This window comes from Xanthomonas sp. SI, from assembly GCF_014236855.1.
Classification (GTDB): domain Bacteria; phylum Pseudomonadota; class Gammaproteobacteria; order Xanthomonadales; family Xanthomonadaceae; genus Xanthomonas_A.
Genome location: NZ_CP051261.1, coordinates 3,647,196 through 3,660,667 on the forward strand (window position 1 = coordinate 3,647,196; position 13,472 = coordinate 3,660,667).

The 13,472-nt window shown below is 69.8% G+C and carries 16 protein-coding genes; 12 read left to right on the top strand and 4 right to left on the bottom strand.

From position 1 onward, the window contains the following. Position 1 precedes the first annotated feature (1 nt). Both HEP75_RS15220 and HEP75_RS15225 read left to right on the top strand, forming a co-directional pair. Positions 2-646 carry a hypothetical protein gene (locus tag HEP75_RS15220; protein ID WP_255423871.1) on the top strand — a complete coding sequence of 215 codons (645 nt, stop codon included), beginning with the start codon at positions 2-4 and terminating at the stop codon, positions 644-646. Beyond that, a complete protein-coding gene (locus tag HEP75_RS15225) occupies positions 643-1,278 on the top strand; it encodes a hypothetical protein (RefSeq protein WP_185824091.1) in 636 nt (211 codons plus the stop codon). The genes HEP75_RS15220 and HEP75_RS15225 overlap by 4 nt, the downstream gene beginning before the upstream one ends. Before the next feature lie 51 nt (positions 1,279-1,329). On the opposite strand, the gene purT is transcribed toward HEP75_RS15225, so the two are convergent. Continuing rightward, positions 1,330-2,517 (bottom strand): formate-dependent phosphoribosylglycinamide formyltransferase, encoded by a 1,188-nt coding sequence (purT, locus tag HEP75_RS15230; protein ID WP_185820688.1) that lies wholly within the window; start codon positions 2,515-2,517, stop codon positions 1,330-1,332. Positions 2,518-2,742: 225 nt separating this feature from the next. Between purT and HEP75_RS15235 the strand changes: the two genes are divergently transcribed. The 10 genes from HEP75_RS15235 (at position 2,743) to HEP75_RS15280 (ending at position 10,811) form a co-directional block, all read left to right on the top strand. Continuing rightward, entirely contained in the window at positions 2,743-3,894 is a 1,152-nt protein-coding gene (locus tag HEP75_RS15235) for an aromatic ring-hydroxylating dioxygenase subunit alpha (protein ID WP_185824092.1), read from the top strand. Beyond that, positions 3,884-4,510 (top strand): DapH/DapD/GlmU-related protein, encoded by a 627-nt coding sequence (locus HEP75_RS15240; RefSeq protein WP_185824093.1) that lies wholly within the window; start codon positions 3,884-3,886, stop codon positions 4,508-4,510. The genes HEP75_RS15235 and HEP75_RS15240 overlap by 11 nt, the downstream gene beginning before the upstream one ends. Positions 4,511-4,740: 230 nt before the next feature. Further along, positions 4,741-5,625: an SPFH domain-containing protein gene (locus tag HEP75_RS15245; protein WP_185824094.1), complete on the top strand. Its 885-nt coding sequence runs from the start codon at positions 4,741-4,743 to the stop codon at positions 5,623-5,625. A 61-nt stretch (positions 5,626-5,686) separates the two neighbouring features. Then, complete coding sequence (locus HEP75_RS15250) at positions 5,687-5,866, top strand: Arc family DNA binding domain-containing protein (protein ID WP_185813527.1); 180 nt, start codon at positions 5,687-5,689, stop codon at positions 5,864-5,866. Next, positions 5,863-6,039, top strand: coding sequence for a DUF4177 domain-containing protein (locus tag HEP75_RS15255; RefSeq protein ID WP_146093497.1), 177 nt, complete (start codon positions 5,863-5,865; stop codon positions 6,037-6,039). The genes HEP75_RS15250 and HEP75_RS15255 overlap by 4 nt, the downstream gene beginning before the upstream one ends. 1 nt (position 6,040) lies before the next feature. Then, positions 6,041-7,357: an alpha/beta fold hydrolase gene (locus HEP75_RS15260; protein WP_185824095.1), complete on the top strand. Its 1,317-nt coding sequence runs from the start codon at positions 6,041-6,043 to the stop codon at positions 7,355-7,357. Positions 7,358-7,362: 5 nt separating this feature from the next. Continuing rightward, entirely contained in the window at positions 7,363-7,920 is a 558-nt protein-coding gene (locus tag HEP75_RS15265) for a PH domain-containing protein (protein ID WP_185824096.1), read from the top strand. Between the two features lie 15 nt (positions 7,921-7,935). Then, a complete protein-coding gene (locus HEP75_RS15270; protein ID WP_185824097.1) occupies positions 7,936-8,742 on the top strand; it encodes a M15 family metallopeptidase in 807 nt (268 codons plus the stop codon). After that, entirely contained in the window at positions 8,739-9,335 is a 597-nt protein-coding gene (locus HEP75_RS15275) for a hypothetical protein (RefSeq protein WP_185824098.1), read from the top strand. The genes HEP75_RS15270 and HEP75_RS15275 overlap by 4 nt, the downstream gene beginning before the upstream one ends. A 42-nt stretch (positions 9,336-9,377) precedes the next feature. Continuing rightward, positions 9,378-10,811 (top strand): FAD-binding oxidoreductase, encoded by a 1,434-nt coding sequence (locus HEP75_RS15280; RefSeq protein ID WP_185824099.1) that lies wholly within the window; start codon positions 9,378-9,380, stop codon positions 10,809-10,811. Positions 10,812-10,980: 169 nt separating this feature from the next. Here HEP75_RS15280 and HEP75_RS15285 read toward each other — a convergent pair whose 3' ends face one another. The 3 genes from HEP75_RS15285 to HEP75_RS15295 all read right to left on the bottom strand — a co-directional run bounded on the left by HEP75_RS15285 (position 10,981) and on the right by HEP75_RS15295 (position 13,290). Beyond that, entirely contained in the window at positions 10,981-11,655 is a 675-nt protein-coding gene (locus HEP75_RS15285) for a DNA-3-methyladenine glycosylase (RefSeq protein WP_185824100.1), read from the bottom strand. A 1-nt stretch (position 11,656) separates the two neighbouring features. Then, positions 11,657-12,028, bottom strand: a complete 372-nt coding sequence (locus HEP75_RS15290) for a DUF423 domain-containing protein (protein WP_185824101.1) — start codon at positions 12,026-12,028, stop codon at positions 11,657-11,659. Between the two features lie 95 nt (positions 12,029-12,123). Next, positions 12,124-13,290, bottom strand: a complete 1,167-nt coding sequence (locus HEP75_RS15295; protein WP_185813536.1) for a polyketide cyclase — start codon at positions 13,288-13,290, stop codon at positions 12,124-12,126. Positions 13,291-13,472 lie beyond the last annotated feature (182 nt).

A 13,472-nucleotide genomic window follows, 5' to 3' on the forward strand; every position in this document is an offset into this window, starting at 1 on the left:
CATGGCCCAACGCCCCGCCCCAGATCCGGCCCGCTTGCTGATGCGCACCCATGCGCGCGCGCTGCTGCGCGATCCGCGCGACGCCGGCGCGCACCTGGCGCGGCTGCATGCGGCGCTGCAGCTGGCCGACGACGAACCGGTGCAAGGCGTGCTCGCCGACCTGTTCGTCGGCCTGCCGCGCCACGACAGCGCGCTGCGCCATGCCGCGCTGCAGATGGCCGAGCAGCGCCTGCCGCCGCACATCGCCGCGGCGTTCCTGCGCCACAGCCAGGGCCATGCGCTGCTGCCGATCACCGCGCTGGCCACGCGCTGGAGCGTGCTGGCGCGGCCGTCGGCCGACGTGCCGGCGCGCATGCGCCGGGCCAACCCGGATCATTCGCGGCGGCTGGCGCGCGAGGTGGTGGAGGCGCTGTGCGATGGCGAGCCGCTGGCGGCCGCGCGCAGCGAGCGCGAATTCCTCGACTACTGCGTCAGTTGCCAGGACAAGCTCGCCTTCATGCTCGCCAGCCGCGACCTGCGCCGCCACGCGCTGGCGCTGGACGACCGCTGGGACCGCGCCGCGCGCTGGTTGCAGCAACGCGACCTGCTCGGCGGCCGCAGCGTTTCCGCCACCCTCCCGCTTCCCACCGCAAGCCACTGGCCATGAACGATCGAGACCCCACCTGGCTGATGCCGACGCCGCACGGCGTGCTGCACGGTTTCGCCAGCGCCGCACCGGACCGCATGCAGCGCGCCTTGCAACTGCTGCTCAGCGCGCACGGCGCGCTGTCGCTGCCGGAATGGCGCATGCGCGTGGACGGCGACGTGCAGCGCCTGCTGCACGAGGCGCGCGAGCGGCAGTGGATCCAGTTGCTGCGGCGCCCGGTGCCCGGCCCGGAGATCCGGCTGGACGATTTCGCCCAGCACGTGATCGCGCCGCTGTCGGCCGAACGCCGCGCGGTGCTCGCCTCCGACGGCGGCTTCCGCCTCGGCCATGCCGGGCTGAGCCAGGACGAGGCCGACACGCTGAGCGTGGCCGCGGCCGATTTCTCCGGCTTCGCGCAACGGCAGAGCGCACGCGGCTGGAACGGGGCGCAGGGCTATGTGTCGTTCTACAGCGAGCAGCAGCTGTTGCTGCCGGACTGGTCGTTCGTCCCGTTCTGGGTGGACGGCAGCGGCTACTGGCTGATCCTCGGCGGCGAAGCGCTGCTCAACAACCTGGCGATGGTGGAACTGGTGTGGAGCATCCGCCTGGCGGCGGCGCGGTTTGAGAGGCCGGGAATGGGGAATCGGGAATAGAGAATGGGGAGAGCAATCCTCCCTTCTGCCCTACCCGCTGTTCTCAAGTGTTCAAGCCTTGAGTTCGATGGTCAGGGCCGCGGCAGCATCGCGGGCGGTCTGGCGCGCTTCGTCGATGCTGGCGCCGCGCGCCAGAGTCACGCCGACGCGGCGGTGGCCGTGCACGCTGGGCTTGCCGAACAGGCGCAGTGCGGTGTCCGGGGCCTGCAGCGCGGCGGCGACGTTGCCGAACAGCGGCACGCCTTCGCCGTGCGCCAGCAGCGCGCACGAGGCCGACGGCCCGCTCTGGCGGATGACCGGGATCGGCAGGCCCAGGATCGCGCGCGCATGCAGCGCGAACTCGCTCAGTTCCTGCGAGACCAGGGTGACCAGGCCGGTGTCGTGCGGTCGCGGCGACACTTCGCTGAACCAGACCTCGTCGCCCTTGACGAACAGTTCCACGCCGAACAGGCCCCAGCCGCCGAGGTCGTCGGTCACAGCGCGCGCGATCTCCTGCGCCCGCTGCAGCGCCAGCGCCGACATAGGCTGCGGCTGCCAGCTCTCGCGGTAGTCGCCGTCCTTCTGCCAGTGCCCGATCGGATCGCAGAACGAGGTGCCGGCGGCATGGCGCACGGTCAGCAGGGTGATCTCGTAGTCGAAGTCGATGAAGCCTTCGACGATGCAGCGGCCGGCGCCGGCGCGGCCGCCGGTCTGCGCGTATTCCCAGGCGGCGTCGATCTCGGCTTCGCTGCGCAACGTGCTCTGGCCCTTGCCCGAGGACGACATCACCGGCTTGACCACGCACGGCAGGCCGACCGCGGCGATCGCCGCGCGGTACTCCTCCGGCGTATCGACGAAGCGGTACGGCGAGGTCGGCAGGCCCAGCGTCTCGGCGGCCAGACGGCGGATGCCCTCGCGGTCCATGGTCAGTCGCGCCGCGCGCGCGGTCGGGATCACCCGCTGGCCGTGCTCGCGTTCCAGCGCCACCAGCGTCTCGGTGTGGATCGCCTCGATCTCCGGCACGATCAGGTGCGGCTGCTCGCGAGCGATCAACTCGCGCAGCGCCATCGCATCGAGCATGTCCAGCACGTGCGAACGGTGCGCCACCTGCATCGCCGGCGCGTCGGCATAGCGGTCGGCGGCGATCACCTCCACGCCGAAGCGCTGCAGCTCGATCGCCACTTCCTTGCCCAGTTCGCCCGAGCCCAGCAGCAGCACGCGGGTGGCGGAAGCGGACAGCGGGGTTCCCAGGGTGGTCATGGCGGCGGTGCCTGCGCGAAAGGAGAGAGGACGCCATTCTACCGGCCACGCGCCGCCGCCGATGCCGCCGGCTACCCCGCTGGCAAGCGCGTAGCGGGATGCTATCTTCCTCGTACCAGCCTGGGACGCCGCCATGAACGAACGCACCGCCGCGTGCACACGCCGATCGGCACGCACCGCGTGGCGCCGCCGGCATCCACTTGCGTGCGTACGAGAGCGCCGCCGATGCACTCGCTGATCCCGGCCGAGGGCTACATCGACGAGGCCTGGTTCGCCCGCGAGCGCGAGCGCCTGATGCGGCCGCTGTGGCAGTTCGTCGCCCCGCGCATGCTGCTGGAGAAGCACAACGCCTTCGTGCGCCGCTCGGTGTGCGGGGTGGACGTGGTGGTGCAGAACTTCGACGGCGAACTGCGCGCGTTCCACAACCTGTGCCTGCATCGGCAGAACCCGCTGCAGCAACAGCCGCAGGGCGTGCGGCCGCTGGTCTGCAGCTACCACGGCTGGCGCTATGGCGCCGAAGGCGGCGTGGACAACATCCCGTTCCACGACGACGCCTATCGCCTGCCGCCGCCGCAGCGCGAATGCCTGCGGCTGCAGCGCTTCGCCGTGGCCTGCATCGGCAATCTGGTGTTCGTAAATCTTTCCGCAAATCCGCTCCCGCTGGAAGCGCAGTTTTCGCTGCCGGCGCTGGACATGTTGCGGCGGGCATCCGAACAGTTCGACAGCGAGGTGCTGGTCGCGACCTTCGAGGCGAACTTCAACTGGAAGCTGGCCTACGAGAACTTGCGCGATGCGCTGCACCCGCGCTTCGTGCATCCGCGCACTTTGTCCCAGCAGGTGAAATTCCAGGTGCAGATGGGCGACGCCGAGATCGCCGATGCGCACCGTTATCACGCGCAAGGCAGCGCCTCGCAGGCCGAACACCTGGCCAGGCTGCGCGGTTTCAGCGGCGGCGGACTCGACCAACCCTTGCTGTCGCTTCCGCACTACGCCTGGCACGACAAGGTCGAGCGCTTCGGCAACGACGACTGGTACCTGAACTGGCTGCTGTACCCCAACCTGCATATCGCATCGGGGTCGGGCGGCTATTCCTTCATCATCGAGCACCACCAGCCGCTGTCCGCGCAGCGCACCGATCTCACGGTGTATTACGTCACCGCGCGCAAGAAGCACCGCTACGCGACCTCCGATGCGGTGCTGCTGGCGCATCTGCAAGGCGCGGAGAAAGTGCTGCGCGAGGACATCGAGATCATGGAAAGCGTGCAATCGGGCCTGCACTCCGGCGCGCCGCGCGCGGTGCTGGGCAATTACGAGCATGGCAACATGCAGGTCGAGCGCTGGTACATGGATGTCATGGAGGGCCGCCATGTCCTCTGAGAAATACCTGATCGGCTCCGGCGCGCTGTTGCAGTGGGCGCTGGCCGCCTGGGCCGAAGCGGCGCCGGAGACCGTGCTGCATCCGGTGGACGTCGGCCAGGACCAGGACTACCGCTTCGACCTGGGCGCGCTGCCTGCGCTGGCCGGCGCCGATACGACCGCTTTCGTCGCCTGGGGACCGCAATTCCTCAATTTCCGCCGCCTGGAGCTGATGGGCGAACTGAAATCGCGCGGGATCAAGCTGCCGCCGCTGATCTGCCGTGGCGCCACGGTCGCGCCCACCGCGAAGGTGGGCGAGAACTGCATGGTCGGCGCTGGCGCGATCGTCGGCGCGCATTGCGACATCGCCTACAACGCCTGGATCGGGACCGCGGCCGTGCTGGAACACGGCGCGAAGATCGGCGCGTCTGCATGGATCGACGCCGGAGTTTTCGTCGGTGCGCAAGCCGTGATCGGCAGCCACGCGACGCTGGGCCGGCGCGTGGACATCGCCGCAGGCGTGCGCGTCGGCAAACGCTGCACCGTCGAGGTTCCCGGTTGCTACCGCAGCGACATCGCCGTCGGCACCCATCACCTGGCCACGCTGCGTACGCCCGTGGTCATCCTCGGCGGCTGATCGCCGAAGCTGCCGCACCGCACGCACTGTCCGCGCCCACGCCAGCGCCGTGCGCGAGGGATGCATCGTGCCTGCGGCAGCAGCCGCCAGCGGTGCACTCCTCCCAGACGGTCATGACCGCAATGCCTTCACGACGGCCGCCGCTCGATCTGCGCCACAGCGGCATGACGCCCCTCTTGCAAAGAGATATCAAAGTGATATCTTTTCGCAACACACCTGGGGAAACCGCCATGAAAGAACGCACGCTTCGCTCACTGCCCGGCATTCCGCTTCTGCTCGGCGTCCTGGCGCTGTCCGCGCTGGCGCTGTGGCTGTTCGTGATGGGCGTCATCAAGGACCCGGTCAGCGGCGGGCCGAGCTCGCTGCCGCTGGTGCTGCTGTCGCTGCTGCTGGGCGCGGTCGCCCTGTTCAGCCTGTGCGGCCTGTACACGGTGCAGCCGAACCAGGCCGCGGTGCTGAGCCTGTTCGGCAAGTACGTGGGCACGGTCAAGGACAACGGCCTGCGCTGGAACAACCCCTTCTATTCGAAGAAGAAGGTCAGCCAGCGCGTGCGCAACTTCGAGAGCGGCCGGCTCAAGGTCAACGAACTGGACGGCAGCCCGATCGAGATCGCCGCGGTGATCGTGTGGCAGGTGATCGACGCGTCCGAGGCGGTGTACAACGTCGACGACTACGAGAGCTTCGTGCACATCCAGTCCGAATCGGCGCTGCGCGCGATGGCCACCAGCTATCCCTACGACCAGCACGAGGACAACCAGATCTCGCTGCGCAGCCACCCCGCCGAGATCAGCGAGCAGCTCAAGCGCCACCTCGACGAGCGCCTGACCCAGGCCGGCGTGGACGTGATCGAGGCGCGCATCAGCCACCTCGCCTATGCGCCGGAAATCGCTCAGGCGATGCTGCAGCGGCAACAGGCCAACGCGGTGATCGCCGCGCGCACGCGCATCGTCGCCGGTGCGGTGGGCATGGTCGAAATGGCGCTGGCCGAACTGGAGAAGAACGGCACCGTGCAGTTGGACGAGGAGCGCAAGGCGCACATGGTCAGCAACCTGTTGACCGTGCTGTGCTCGGACCGCGGCGCGCAACCGATCGTCAACGCCGGCTCGCTGTACTGATGCGCGAGCCCCGCCACCTCCGTGCGGCAGCAGCCGCACGGATGCACAGGAGCCATCGCGCATGAGCGAGAAGAAGGCCTATCCGCTGCGCATCAACGCCGACGTGCTGGCGGCGGTGCAGCGCTGGGCCGACGACGAGTTGCGCAGCCTCAACGCGCAGATCGAATACGTGTTGCGCGACGCGCTGCGCAAGGCCGGCCGGCTGCCCAAGCCGCAGGACGACAAGGAACCTGAAGCATGAGCAAGCGCTGGGAATACCTCACCCTCGAAACCAAGACCAATCTGCTGATGGGTCTGAAGATGGAGGAACTGCAGGCCGAGCTGAGCAAGCAAGGCAAGCTGGGCTGGGAACTGATCAACGTCCTCACCCTGCCGGGCACCAAGCCGCTGCTGATGTTCAAGCGGGAACTCTGACATGCGCCTGCGCTGCGCGCCGCGGCTCGCGCTGCCGTTGCTGCTGGCGTGCTCCTGCGCGCTGGCGGCCACGCCGCAACAGACTGCCGACACGCTGCTGGACCGCCTGCAGGCCGGCGACATCGCCGCGGCCGAACGCGACTTCACGCCGGCGATGGCGCAAGCGGTGCCGGCCGAGAAACTAGCCGAGGCCTGGCACATGGTGTCCGCGCAGATGGGTGCGTTGCAGCAGCGCGGCACGGCCAGCGAACGCCAGCAGCAAGGGCTCAGCCTGATCGAGCGACGCCTGCAGTTCGAACGCGGGGCGATGCTGTTGCATGTCACGGTGAACGCCGAAGGCAAGATCGCCGGCCTGCTGCTGACCCCGGCGGCGCCACCGGCCCCGCCGCCGCCCGCTGCCGATGCCGGCTTCGCCGAACAGGCGTTCGCGGTCGGTCCGCTGCCCGGCACCCTGGCCTTGCCGGCCGGCAAGGGACCGTTCCCGGCCGTGGTGCTGGTGCAGGGCTCCGGCCCGCTCGACCGCGACGAGACCATCGGCCCGAACCGGCCGTTCCTCGATGTCGCGCGTGGCCTCGCCGCGCAAGGCATCGCGGTGCTGCGCTACGACAAGCGCACCTTCGCCCTGCCGGAAAGCTTCGCCGGGCGCATGCAGGACGGCTTCACCATGGACGACGAAACCACCGACGATGCCGTCGCCGCGGTCGCGGCGCTGGCGCACACGCCGGGTATCGACCCCAGGCGCATCTTCGTGATGGGCCACAGCCAGGGCGGCATGCTCGCCGCGCGCATCGCGCGCATGTCCGGCAAGACCGCCGGCATCGTCCTGTGGGCGGCACCGGCGCGCTCGCTGCTGGACCTGCTGCTCGACCAGAACCGCTATCTGCTCGGCCTGCAGGGCACGCCGTCCGCCGAGGGCAAGGCGCGCGTGGCCGAGATCGAGCGGCGCGTGGCCAAGGTCCGCGGCGACGGTGCGGTGGCGCGGACCGATTCGCCGCAGGACCTGCCGGCCGCGTACTGGCGCGCGTTCGACGAGGTTGATCCGGTGGCCGACGTCCTCGCCCTGCGCCAGCCGGTGCTATGGCTGCAGGGCGAGCGCGACTTCCAGGTCACCGCGCCGGACTGGCAGCGCTGGCAGCAGGCGCTGGGCGGGGATCCTCGCGCGACCCTGCACCGCTATGCGCAGCTCAACCATCTCGGCATCGCCGGCAGCGGCGCGCCCGGGCCGGCCGAGTACGGGCAACCCGGACATGTCGACCCGCAGCTGATCGCCGATACCGCGCAGTGGATCCGCGCACAACGACTCCGCACACAACAATGACCGCCATGCACAGCCATTCCCGCGCCGCACCGGCCTCCCGCGACTACCGTGTGGCCACGCCCGGGCGCCTGCCGCTGCTGGGCCTGTGGCTGCCGCTGCTGCTCGCCGCCGGCCTGGTCGCCGCCGTGGGCCTGTCCAGCCCGGATCGCGGCCATCGCCTGCACTGGGCCACCCTGGTGCTGCTGTCGGCGACCGGTACGGTGCTGAGCCTGTTCTACCTGCGGCGCGGCATCCGCCTGCAGGAACGGACGCTGCTGATCCGCTCCAGCATGTTCGCCGCGCGCACCGACATCGCCCAGATCGATCTGGCGCAGGCACGCGTGGTGGACCTGGCCGAGCACGGCGAATTCGCGCCGACCCGCAAGACCATCGCCTACGCGTTGCCCGGCTTCAAATCCGGCTATTTCCGCATGCGCAACGGCCAGCGCGCGTTCTGCCTGGTCACCGATGCCAGCCGCGTGCTGGCGCTGCCGCTGCGCGACGGGCGCTGGCTGCTGCTGAGCCCCGAACAGCCGCGGCAGTTGCTGCAGGACCTGCAACGGCTGGCCGCGCACCGCGCTTAGCCCTACCCTGTGCGGATGCGCCCCGCTCCCGCCCTGCTGCTCAATACCGAATGCATCGAACTGCTGCCGGCCGGGTTGCTGCGCGCGCGCGGCAACGTCGACGCGCGCCTGCTCGCGCAGGCGACCTGGCTGTTGCGGCGCAAGTGCGACGGCCGCTACCTGGCGGCCGCCTCCGCGCACGGCCTGCACGCGCTGCTGCCGCGGCTGATGCACGAACCCGGCATCGATGCGGCACTGGATCGCCTCGACGCCCTGCCCCTGCGCCGGCAACCCGGCGACGCCGGGCTGCTGCCGCTGAGCGCCTTGCACGAACGCCTGACCGGCCTTGGCCTGGACGCCGAGGACTATGCGCGCAGCACCGGCCTGCCGCTGCAGGCCGAACCCGCCACCCTGCATGGCGCCGGCCGCGACCGCTACCGGCGCCCGCTGTGGCTGAGCGCCGGCGCCGCGCGCGCCTGGCCGGCGCTGCAGCGCGCCGCCGCGCGCGACGGCGTGGTGCTGGAAGCGATCTCCGGCTACCGCAGCCACGACTACCAACTGGGCATCTTCGCGCGCAAGTTCGCGCGCGGGCAAAGCTTGCAGCAGATCCTGCAGGTCAATGCCGCGCCCGGCTACAGCGAACACCACAGCGGCGATGCGCTGGACATCGGCACGCCCGGCGAGCCGCCGGCCGAGGAGAGCTTCGAGCGCACCGCGGCCTTCGCCTGGCTGCGCGCGCATGCCGCCGGCTTCGGCTACCGGATGAGCTATCCGCGCGACAATCCGCACGGCATCGTCTACGAACCCTGGCATTGGCGCTGGCATGCGGGAGCGTCGGCATGAAGGTCGGCATGGAGCATCGTGTAGAGCGTCAATGGCGCGGCGGCCTGGCGTGTTGCGCCCTCGGACTGCTGCTCCTGTCGTTCGACGCCTCCGCGCAGTGGCACGACCGCCAGGGCAAACCCGTCGCCGACAGCGCCGAGCGCGCGCACGACAAGAACTTCGCGGCGACGGTCCACGTCGCCGACGAAGCCGCATTCGCGCGTTTCGGGAAAGAGTGGACCGAGACCGACAGCAGCCACGGCCCGCAACTGCGCACGGCCACCCGCGTGCGCCGCGGCGAACCGCTGCGCGTGGTCGTGCTGTATTCGGGCTGCGCGCCCAGCCCCAACAACGACGGCGCCTGCGACGCGCGACTGAGCCTGCGCATGCTCGGGCCGGACGGCCAGGTCGCGCTGCAGGAACCTGCGCGACCGCTGACCACCGGCGGCAAACCGGCCGCGCCCGGCATGCTGGAACTGGCACCGCTGTCGCTGCAGCTGCGCTTCGAACCGGCGGATCCGCTCGGCACCTATACGCTGCACGCCACGCTCAACGATCCCAGCCAGGATGCCTGGGTGCGCGTGCAGACGCAGGTGGAACTGGTCGCCGATTGACTGACGTACACCCCTGCCAATCCCACTGAGAACACCTTGCTTATGGACGAGCACATCGACAAACAGCGCCGTGCGACCACCGCCGCCCTGCTAGGCGCCGGCGCCGCACTGGCGATGCCGGGCTGCCGGCGCGAGACCGCCGCCGCGGCGCAGGTCACCGATATCGCAGGCATCGACCGCACCGCGGTCGCGTGCATCGCCACGCCGCGCAGCGTGGCCGAAGTCGCCGCGCTGTTGCGCGACAGCCGCGGCGCGGTCTCGATCGGCGGCGCGCGCTACAGCATGGGCGGGCAGATCGGCGCCGCCGGCTCGCTGCATCTGGATCTGCGCGAACTGGTCGGGCTGGTGCGTCTGGACCCGGCCGCGCAGCGCATCCGCGTGCGCAGCGGCATGCGCTGGCGCGACGTGCAGGACCTGATCGACCCGCACGACCTGGCGGTCGCGGTGATGCAGAGCTACAGCAATTTCAGCGTCGGCGGCTCGGTCGCGGTCAACTGCCATGGCCGCTACCTGCATGCCGGGCCGATCGCGCATACGGTGCAGGCACTGCAACTGGTGGATGCGCAGGGCGAGGTGCACGAGCTCGACCGCGAGCGCGATGCCGAGCTGTTTTCCGCGGCGATCGGCGGCTACGGCGGCCTCGGCGTGGTCACCGAAGTGGAACTGTCGCTGGCCCGCAACGACATGCTGGAACGGCATGCGCAGCGCGTGGCGCTGGCGGACTATCCGGCCTTCTTCGCCGAACGCATCGCCGCCGACCCGCGCGCGGTGATGCACAACGCCGACCTGATGCCGCCGCACTTCGATCGCCCGCTGGCGGTGACCTGGCTGCGCAGCGACGCGACGCCCACCGACACGCGCCGGCTGGTGCCGCGCGGGCAGGACTACGCGCGCGATCAGAACCTGATCTGGGCCGCCTCCGAACTGCCGCTGGGCGAGTCGTTGCGCGAGCGCTACCAGACCGAACCGCTGCTGCACACGCCGGCGGTGATGCGCCGCAATTGCCAGGCCAGCCTGGACGCGCGCTCGCTGGAACCGCGCACCCGGCGCATGTCCACCTACCTGCTGCAGGAATACTTCCTGCCGCTGCCGGCGTTCGCCGCATTCGCGCGCGAGATGGGCGCGATCCTGCGCCGCCACGAGGTCAACGCGCTCAACGTCTCGATCCGCCACTCGCCTGTCGACACGGTGTCGCTGCTGCGCTGGGCGCCGCAGCCGGTGTTCTCCTTCGTGCTGTACTACAAGCAGCGCAGCGGCGCCGCCCCGGACCGGGCCGCGGCGGTGTGGACCCGGCAGTTGATCGATGCGGCACTGGCGCACGGCGGCCGCTACTACCTGCCGTACCGGCTGCATGCCACCCCGCGCCAGTTCGCCGCGGCCTACCCCGAAGCCGAGGCGTTCGCGCAGATCAAGCGCCGCATCGATCCGCAGCACCGCTTCCGCAATCGGCTGTGGGACAAGTATTTGCCGGCATGAAGCCGGAGGCGATGGCGCGCGCGGCGCAGGACGTGCTGCCGAGCACCGCCGCAGCCTGCGACCAAACCTGTAGGAGCGGCTTCAGCCGCGACCGGGACCTTCCTCCCCGGTAACGCCCGGTCGCGGCTGAAGCCGCTCCTACAGAGGAGCATCACGATGCCGCGCGACCCTACTCCTGCGAACGCGGCGTGGGCAGCTTGGTGGCGTCGCTGAAGTCGGCGATCTTCCACAGGTAGAAACTGGCATAGCTGCGATACGGACCCCAGCGTTCGCCGCGCGCGTCCAGCGACTGCGGCGTGGGCATCTGCTCCAGCGTGTCCACCCGCTGCGCGCCCTTGCGCACGCCCAGGTCGTCCACCGGCAGCAGGTCGGGACGGCCCAGGCGGAACAGCAGCATCATCTCCACCGTCCAGCGGCCGATGCCGCGGACCGGCAGCAGCGCCTGCACGATCGCCTCGTCGTCCATGAAGGCGAGTTTGCGCAACGAAGGAATCTCGCCGGCCGCCTCGCGCTGCGCCAGATCGCGCAGCGCCAGCGCCTTGTTGCCGGACACGCCGCAGGCGCGCAGGCCGGGATCGTCGATCCGCGCCAGCGTGTCGGCATGCAGCCGGGGGCTGCCGATCGCCGCCTCGACGCGGCCGACGATGGTCGCCGCGGCCTTGCCGCTGAGCTGCTGGAACAGGATCGCGCGCGCCAGCGCATCGACCGGATCGAACGGCTTGGCCCAGCCCGGCTGCGGCGCGATCGGGCCGATCCGGCGCATCCACGCGCCGAGCTTGCGGTCGCGCCGGCTCAGATAGTCGTAGGCGGCCTGGGTGTCGAATCCGCGCGCGTGACGGGGCATCTCAACGCCTCAGCGCATCCAGCGCGTACAGCGCCCAGCCCAGCATCAGCGTCGTCCCGCCGACCGGGGCCAGCCGGGTCGGCCACTGCGCCAGCGCGTTGCCGGCCAGGCTGCCGGAGAACAGCAGCGTGCCGAGCAGCAACAGCACCAAGGCGGCGCGGCCGAGCAGGCGTTCGCTGCTGCGAGCCAGTGCCGCCAGCGCCAGGCCATGGCCGAACGCGTACAGGGCCGCAGTCTGCAGATGCGATTGCGCCAGCGGCTCGGCGACGCCGTGCGAGGCATAGGCGGACAGGCCGATCGCGGCGGCTGCCAACAGGCCGCCGGCGCAGGCCAGCCAGGAACGTTTGCGCGAACGCCGATCGAGATTCAGCATGACGGTGCTCCGTTGCGGCCGGTTTCCGGCCCCACAAACGAAACGCGCCGCAAGAAGCGGCGCGTTTCGGGTCACTCATCCATCCAGGCGACGGCTTACTTGATCGCCCAGTAGATGTCGTACGTGCCTTCCGGCGTGAACGCCTTGTCCACGCCGCCCTTCCAGGCTTCGTACGGACGGTCGGTCACGTCGTAGCCGCTGGTGGCGGCCCAGGCGCGGACCGCATTGCGCGCCGCATCCAGGCCCGCCATGTGGCCGGTGTAGCTGGCGAACGCGGAACGGTGCGCTTCGGTACGCAGGTAGGTGACCGGCGCGCCCTGCGGGATGGTCAGCTTCATCGGATCGCCGCTGGCGGCAACCGGGGTCGCATCGACCGGAGCTGCAGGAGCAGCCGCATCGTCCTTCTTCTCTTCCGGCTTGGCCGCTGCGTCCGGCTTCGGCGCGCCACCGGCACGCTTGCGCACCGGCTGGGTCACGTCGAAGGCGTACTTGTCGGAACCGAAATCGGTGGTAACGATGCGCACCGGACCGGCCGCTTCCAGGCCGTTGGCGTCCATCACCCGCTTGATCCACTCCTGGTTGTCCTTGATGGACTTCTTGATGGAGTCGTTGTCGCGGTCGATGTTGCCGGCGTTGACCACCAGCAGATCCTCGGACGGGACGTCGACGACCTTCAGGTCGGTCAGCGGGGTTTCCTCGGCGCGGTAGTCGACGTTCGGCACGGTGGCCAGCACGTTGCTCAGCCGCGACAGGCCCAGCTTGATGTCGTCGCCGACATGGCGGCTCACGTACAGGCCGGCATAGCGACCGAACAGGTCCCAGCCGTACTTGACCGTGTAGTCCTGGGTGATCTTGACGTTGCGACCGCTCTTGCCGGTCGGCTCGAGCTTGAACGACGTGGTCTTGTCGCTGCCCTTGCTCTCGTCTTCGATGCCGATGACGACCTGCTTGTTCTTCTCGGTCGAGGTGATGGTCCAGCTGCCCTTGCCGATGTAGCCCTCGCTGGAGGTGTAGTCGAGGCGGGCGCCGACGCCGGCTTCAGGACCGGAAAGCTTCAGTTGGATACGCGGATCGCGTAGCACCAGAGGGTTCCAGTCCTTGAAACGACGCAGGCTGTTCACCGTGTCATAGACAATGGTCATGCGCCGATTGGTTTCGACGCTCTCGGACATGTGACGCTCCGAAGGCAGCACCAGGCCGACGATGACGAACAGGCCAGCCACGATCCCCAGTGCGATCAGGAATTCGATAATACGGGTCATTCAGGAGGTCTCCGGGGCCGATCCCACGGCCGGGTTAATGAAGCGAAGCGGCCATCCTAGCAGGCTTCGCGGTTCGTGGTCATGCACATCGCGGCGCGGAATTCAGCACAGTGGCCAATTCCCCGCGAAGGCGCCGTGCACAGCGCCGCCGCACGGTCCAGCCGGCGACCAGACCATTGTCG